Annotated in this window: 7 protein-coding genes; 1 reads left to right on the top strand and 6 read right to left on the bottom strand. The window is 71.3% G+C overall.

The genetic code is table 11. From position 1 onward, the window contains the following. Nucleotides 1-29 precede the first annotated feature (29 nt). From crtI to idi, 4 genes are read right to left on the bottom strand one after another with little or no spacing between them, the layout of a single operon-like run. Nucleotides 30-1,586 (bottom strand): phytoene desaturase family protein, encoded by a 1,557-nt coding sequence (gene crtI / locus I5G_RS14925; protein WP_022879770.1) that lies wholly within the window; start codon nucleotides 1,584-1,586, stop codon nucleotides 30-32. After that, nucleotides 1,583-2,440, bottom strand: coding sequence for a squalene/phytoene synthase family protein (locus tag I5G_RS14920; RefSeq protein ID WP_022879769.1), 858 nt, complete (start codon nucleotides 2,438-2,440; stop codon nucleotides 1,583-1,585). Before I5G_RS14920 ends, crtI begins: the two co-directional genes overlap by 4 nt. Continuing rightward, nucleotides 2,437-3,504 (bottom strand): polyprenyl synthetase family protein, encoded by a 1,068-nt coding sequence (locus I5G_RS14915; RefSeq protein WP_022879768.1) that lies wholly within the window; start codon nucleotides 3,502-3,504, stop codon nucleotides 2,437-2,439. The genes I5G_RS14920 and I5G_RS14915 overlap by 4 nt, the downstream gene beginning before the upstream one ends. Continuing rightward, nucleotides 3,501-4,052: an isopentenyl-diphosphate Delta-isomerase gene (idi, locus tag I5G_RS14910; RefSeq protein WP_022879767.1), complete on the bottom strand. Its 552-nt coding sequence runs from the start codon at nucleotides 4,050-4,052 to the stop codon at nucleotides 3,501-3,503. The genes I5G_RS14915 and idi overlap by 4 nt, the downstream gene beginning before the upstream one ends. 57 nt (nucleotides 4,053-4,109) lie before the next feature. Between idi and I5G_RS14905 the strand changes: the two genes are divergently transcribed. Continuing rightward, complete coding sequence (locus tag I5G_RS14905; protein WP_022879766.1) at nucleotides 4,110-4,595, top strand: MarR family winged helix-turn-helix transcriptional regulator; 486 nt, start codon at nucleotides 4,110-4,112, stop codon at nucleotides 4,593-4,595. Here the strand turns inward: I5G_RS14905 and I5G_RS14900 are convergent. Continuing rightward, a complete protein-coding gene (locus I5G_RS14900; RefSeq protein ID WP_022879765.1) occupies nucleotides 4,579-5,235 on the bottom strand; it encodes an SUMF1/EgtB/PvdO family nonheme iron enzyme in 657 nt (218 codons plus the stop codon). The two genes, I5G_RS14905 and I5G_RS14900, sit on opposite strands and share 17 nt — an antisense overlap. Next, a complete protein-coding gene (locus I5G_RS24830; RefSeq protein WP_022879764.1) occupies nucleotides 5,232-5,372 on the bottom strand; it encodes a hypothetical protein in 141 nt (46 codons plus the stop codon). Before I5G_RS24830 ends, I5G_RS14900 begins: the two co-directional genes overlap by 4 nt. Nucleotides 5,373-5,588: the final 216 nt, after the last annotated feature.

Here is a 5,588-nt window from a genome sequence, read left to right as displayed (position 1 = left end):
GGATCGCACCGAGGTAGATCCCGGGCACGTCAGACCGCCGCGTGAGCCGGCTCGTTGAGGGGCCCGGCCGTGCGATCGCCGGCCATGCGCTGACCCACGAGCTCCGCCGAGATCAGGCACATCGGCAGACCGATGCCCGGCAGCACCGACGTTCCGGCGTAGTAGAGGTTCGACACCTTCCGCGAGCGGTTCTTCGGACGGAAGATCGCGCTCTGCCCGAGCGTGTGCGCGAGCCCGAGGGAGTTGCCGTGCCACGCGTGCAGGTCGGTCGCGAAGTCCTCCGGGGCGATGGTCTTGCGCACGACGATGCGCTCGGCGAAGTCCGGGATGCCGGCCCACTCGCCGATCTGCGCGATCACGCGGTCGGCCGCGGCCTCGATCCGCGGGTCGCCGGCTCCGTCGACGCCGCCGCGGCCGCTGACCGGGTCGGCGGGCACGGGGACGAGGACGAAGAGGTTCTCGTATCCCGCGGGGGCGACCGAGTCGTCGGACGCGCTCGGCCGGCAGACGTAGATCGACGCGGGGTCGGGGATGCGCTTGTTCTCGCCGAAGATCGCGTCGAAGTTCGTGTGCCAGTCGTCGGTGAACAGCAGCGTGTGGTGGGTGAGCTGCGGCAGCTCTCCCTTGACGCCGAGCAGGAGCAGCAGCGCGCCGGGGCTCGGCACGCGGTCCTTCCACCACTTCTCGGGGTACTGCCGATCGCTCTCTTCGAGGAGCTGCGTCTCCGTGTGGTGGAGGTCGGCGCCCGAGACCACGGCATCCGCCGGCACGATCCGGCCGTCGGCCAGACGAACGCCGCGGGCGATCCCGTCGTCGGTGATGATGGCCTCGACCGGGACGCCGGTCTCGATCCGGACGCCGCGCTCGCGGGCCAGCCGCTCGATGGCCGCGATGATCTCGGTGAATCCGCCGCGCGGGTACAGCACGCCGTCGCCGAGGTCGAGGTGACTCATGAGGTGGTACAGGCTCGGCACCTCGAACGGGGAGCCGCCCAGGAACACCGACGGATACGCGAGGATCTGCTGCAGCCGCGGGTTCGAGAAGTCGCGGGTGACCCGCTTCCACAGCGTCTGCGTGAGGAGTGGGATGAGCGTGGGGAGCCGCTTCACGAGAGCCGGGTCGCGCAGGCCCTGGGTCGAGGAGTACGTGTCGTACAGGAACTTCGACGTCGACAGCTCGTAAGCGTCCTTCGCGGAGTCGAGGTACGCCTCGACCTTGTCGCCCGAGCCCGGCTCGTGCTGCTCGAACAGCGCTCGCACGGCCTCGCGACCCGAGACGACGTCGATGGGCGCGCCCATGCCGGGAGGGCCGTAGACGCGGTACGCCGGGTCGAGGCGCACGAGATCGAGCTGCTCGGCGGCGCTGGTGCCGAGCAGGCGAAAGAAGTGGTCGAACACCTCCGGCATGAGGTACCAGCTCGGGCCGGTGTCGAACCGGAACCCGTCGCTCTCCCACGATCCCGCGCGACCGCCGAGCTGGTCACGCCCCTCGAACAGCTGCACGTCGTGTCCCTGGTCGGCCAGGAGCGCGGCCGTGCCGAGCCCGGCGATGCCTCCTCCGACGACGACGATGCGGTGGGAGGTCATGCGGGGGCCCCTTTCGGTGGGCGTCCGAGGAATGCGCGAGCGGCAAGCGTGACCTTGACGCCGTCCGGGACGCGGACGCGCGGCGCGCCCGCGGGAGTGCGGCGGAGGCGTCGCGACAGCTCGGCGAAGAAGTCGTGCGCCGCGGTGACTGCGCGGCGGCAGTCCGGCGGCAGGAACGGGACGGTCGCGGCCGCGGCGGCGAGGTCGGCGTCGATGCGGTCGAGGACCGCGATGCGGCGCTCGTCGTCGGCGGCCCCGTCGAGGTAGTCGCGGCCGAGGCGCGCGGCGTCGTCGTCGAGGTCGCGGAGGAAGTTCACGTCCTGGAAGGCGGCCCCGAGGCGCCGCGCGCCGTCGACGAGGTCGGGGGCGGGGCGGGCCGGAGCCGACATCCCGGCGTTCAGGAACACCTGGAGGCACATAAGCCCCACGACCTCGGCGGAGCCGTACACGTACGCGTCGTGCGACGCGTCGTCGTGCGCGGTCGTCTCGAGGTCGGTCCGCATGGAGGCGAAGAACGGGGCGATGAGATCGTCGCCGATGCCGCACTCCCGCGCGGTGCGCGCGAACGCGTGCACGACGAGGTTGGCGCTGAAGCCCGAGGCGATGGCATCCCGGACCTCGTTCTCGAGCGCGTCCAGCGTGGCACGTTCCTGGGCGGGGGAGAGTCCGGCGTCGTGCGCGGGTCCGTCGACGATCTCGTCGGCCACACGCACGAGCGCGTAGATGTTGCGCACGTGCGGCCGCGGCCGGGGACCGAGCAGGCGGGCCGCGAGTCCAAAGGAGGTCGAGTACCGGTGGATCACGGCGGCGGCGGCGTCGTCGGCCGTGCGCGAGTAGAGCTCCAGACCCGTCACGGCACGCGTCCCTGCACGGCGTCGACGAGGTCGTAGAGCATCGTCTTGCAGTCGTCGGGGAGAGTGGATGCCGAGACGATCGCGCGCGCCTCGTCGAGGGTGTCGCACACCAGGGCTTCCAGGCGCGCGCGGGCGCCCGACTCGCTCAGCGCGCTCTGCGCGGCTCGGATCGCGACCGGACCCGTGTGCGCGAGCGCGAGCGCCTCGCTGACCTCGGGCCACGACTCGGTTTCGCGGGCCAACACGATGAGGTGGGTCTTCTTCGCCTCGCGGAGGTCGCTGCCCTCGCCCTTGCCCGACTGCTCGGCGGAGCCGAACGCGCCGATGAGGTCGTCGACGAGTTGATACGCGAGGCCGAGGCGCTGTCCGAAGCGCTCCAGTGCGGCCCGCACGGGACCGTCCGCACCGGCGAGGACCGCTCCGGCCTCCAGCGGGGCGGAGAAGGAATAGACCGCGGTCTTGTCGTGGGTCGTGCGAAGGATCGTCTCCGCGTCGACCTCTCCGGCGGACACGGCGTTCTCCACGTCGGCGAGCTCTCCCGCGGCGGAGATGAGCACCGCGTCCTCCACCAGGCGCAGCAGGTCGCTGCGCACGCCCGTCGGGAGGTCCGCGAGGGCGACGAGTCGGCTCGCCTCGTGCAGCAGCAGGTCGCCGGCGAGGATGCCGGCTGCATCTCCGAGGAGCGCCGCGCCCGTGGCATCCGCGCCCTGATCGAGACCGCGGGCGCGGAATTCCCCGGCGACGTTGGCGACGCCGCGACGTTCGAGGTCGTGATCGATGACGTCGTCGTGCACCACGAAGGCGGTGTGCAGCAGCTCGAACGCCGCGGCCACCTGGTAGAGCGCCGGCCGCTGGGCGTCATCGCCCCGCAGCGTGTCGAACGCGGCCACCACGAGCAGCGGGCGGAACCGCTTCCCGCCTTCCGCGGCCCGGGCGATGGCGGATGCCAGGGCCCGGGCGCCGTCGCCGTGCTCGCGCAGGCGGCGGGTGAGGCGGGCCACGACCGCGTGGATCGCGGCGTCGATCTCGGCCCGGGCGGTGGGGGTCGTGGAGAGAGCGATCATGAGGCCGCCCGGATGGCCGGGGGTGGCGAGAAGAGGTGGAGCTGCTGCGCCTGCAGGACGAGCCACGGGCTGAATGCCCACGGCGTCGCCTCGAGGGAGGCCGCGAGCTCCGCGGGGTCGACCCAGCGTGCTTCGGCGACCTCGGCCGGGTTCAGCCGCGGTTCCTCATCGGTGCGCGCCACGTAGACGGGGCAGATCTCGTGCTCGACGATGCCGCTGGCATCCACGGCCCGATAACGGAAGAGCGGGAGGGCGAGTTCGACGTCCCGGATGGTGAGGCCGACCTCGAACGCCGCGCGGCGGTGGACGGCCTGCAGGACCGGTTCGGCGGGCGCGGGGTGGCCGCAAAACGAATTCGTCCAGACCCCGGGCCACGTCTTCTTGTCCAATGCACGGCGCGTCACGAGCACCTGACCGTCCGCATTCACGACGTGGCAGGAGAATGCCAGGTGGAGTGCCGTGTCGGTGCCGTGGACGCTCGCCTTCGGGGCGGTGCCGATCTCGTTGCCCCAGTCGTCCAGGAGGACGACGTACTCGGTCTCGCTCATCGTGCCTCCAGTTTGCTAGTTTAGCTAGCGATGTGAGCCGACTATACCCAGAGCGTAATGGAGGTGTCCACCGTGTCCGTCGTCGACGAGTTCCGTGCTAATCGACCCGGCGTGGTGCGAGCACTGGAGTCCGTCCGCGCGCTCAGTGATGCCCTCGATCGCATGAACAGCGAGATGAAGGGCGACATGGACATGAACGCCAGCGACCTCGCGACGCTGCGCATGCTGATCATCCGCGAGCAGCGGGGCGAAATGGTCAGTCCCCACGATGTCGCTTCGCACCTGCGCATCTCGACCGCGTCGACGACGAAGCTGCTCGACCGCCTCGAGACGTCGGGACACCTCGTGCGTCGGCCGCATCCGTCGGATGGGCGGGCGCGCGTGGTCGTGCTCACGCCGAAGTCGCGCACCGAGTTCTTCCGTCACTTCGGCCACCACCTGAGTGCGATGGTCGCGGTGGCCGAGACCTTCTCCGACCAGCAGTTGAAGACGATCACCGCGTTCGTCGACGGCGTGAGCGACGCGATCAGCGCGTCCGATTGAGAGCACCGCGCGCGACGCGGAGCCCCACGTCGTCGAACGCCGAGCGCGGGCTCGCGCCGCGACGGGCCGATGCCCGCACGATCGCGCGCGCGTCGCTCCAGCTGCCCCCGCGGAACGCCCGGGCGTCGCTCGTGTCGGGGGCGAAGAGATCCCAGCACCATTCCGAGACGTTGCCGAGCATGTCGAACAGCCCGTGCAGGTTGGGGAGCCTCCCGCCCACCTCGGTCGGGCCGCGCAGCCCGTCCTCCGCCGTCCACGCGATCTCGGCGATCGGACCGTACGTGGAGCCGGTCGCTCCGGCCCGGCAGGCGTACTCCCACTCGTCCTCGGTCGGCAGCCGGAATCCGTCGGCTTCGGTGTCCCAGTCCACGACCTCGCCGTCGTAGGAGTACACGGGATCGCGCCCCTCCCACTCGCTGAGCGCGTTGCAGAACCGCACGGCCCGAAGCCAGCTCACCTGCACCGCCGGGCGCCGCGGATTCTGCGCGGTGATCCCGAGGATCTCCGCCATCTGCTCCTCGGTGACGGGGTAAACGCCGAGGTCGAACGCCTCCACCGTGATCTCGCGGCGGTCCGCCCCGCGCTGGTCGCCGCGCAGCACGGTCCCGCCCGGGATCCGCGTCATCTCCACGTCGCTCATCGCAGCTCCAGCATCCACAGGTCCGCCTCGCCGGTGAGGAAGAGGCGTCGCTCCTCGGCGTCGAAGGCGCAGTTGCTCACAACGTGCGGAGTCGGGATCACGCCGAGGCGGGTTCCGGTGTCATCGACGACGACCACTCCGGCGTCGCTGCTGATCCCGCTGGCTCGGGAGCAGCGTGCTGCTGGCTGTCGCGGGGCTCGCGCTGCCGTTCGTCGCCGACAGCCTCGTGGCCCTGGTGGTCGCCGCGGTGGTCGGGGCGCTCATCGGACCGGTGCTCGTCGCGGGCTTCGCCCTCGTCGAGTCGCGGGCGGATCGCGACCGCGTCACGGAACTCCTCGCGTACCCGTCGCTGG

The sequence above is a fragment of the Microbacterium sp. B19 genome (genome assembly GCF_000333395.1).
Classification (GTDB): domain Bacteria; phylum Actinomycetota; class Actinomycetes; order Actinomycetales; family Microbacteriaceae; genus Microbacterium.
This window is presented reverse-complemented; position numbering and strand designations above follow the sequence as displayed.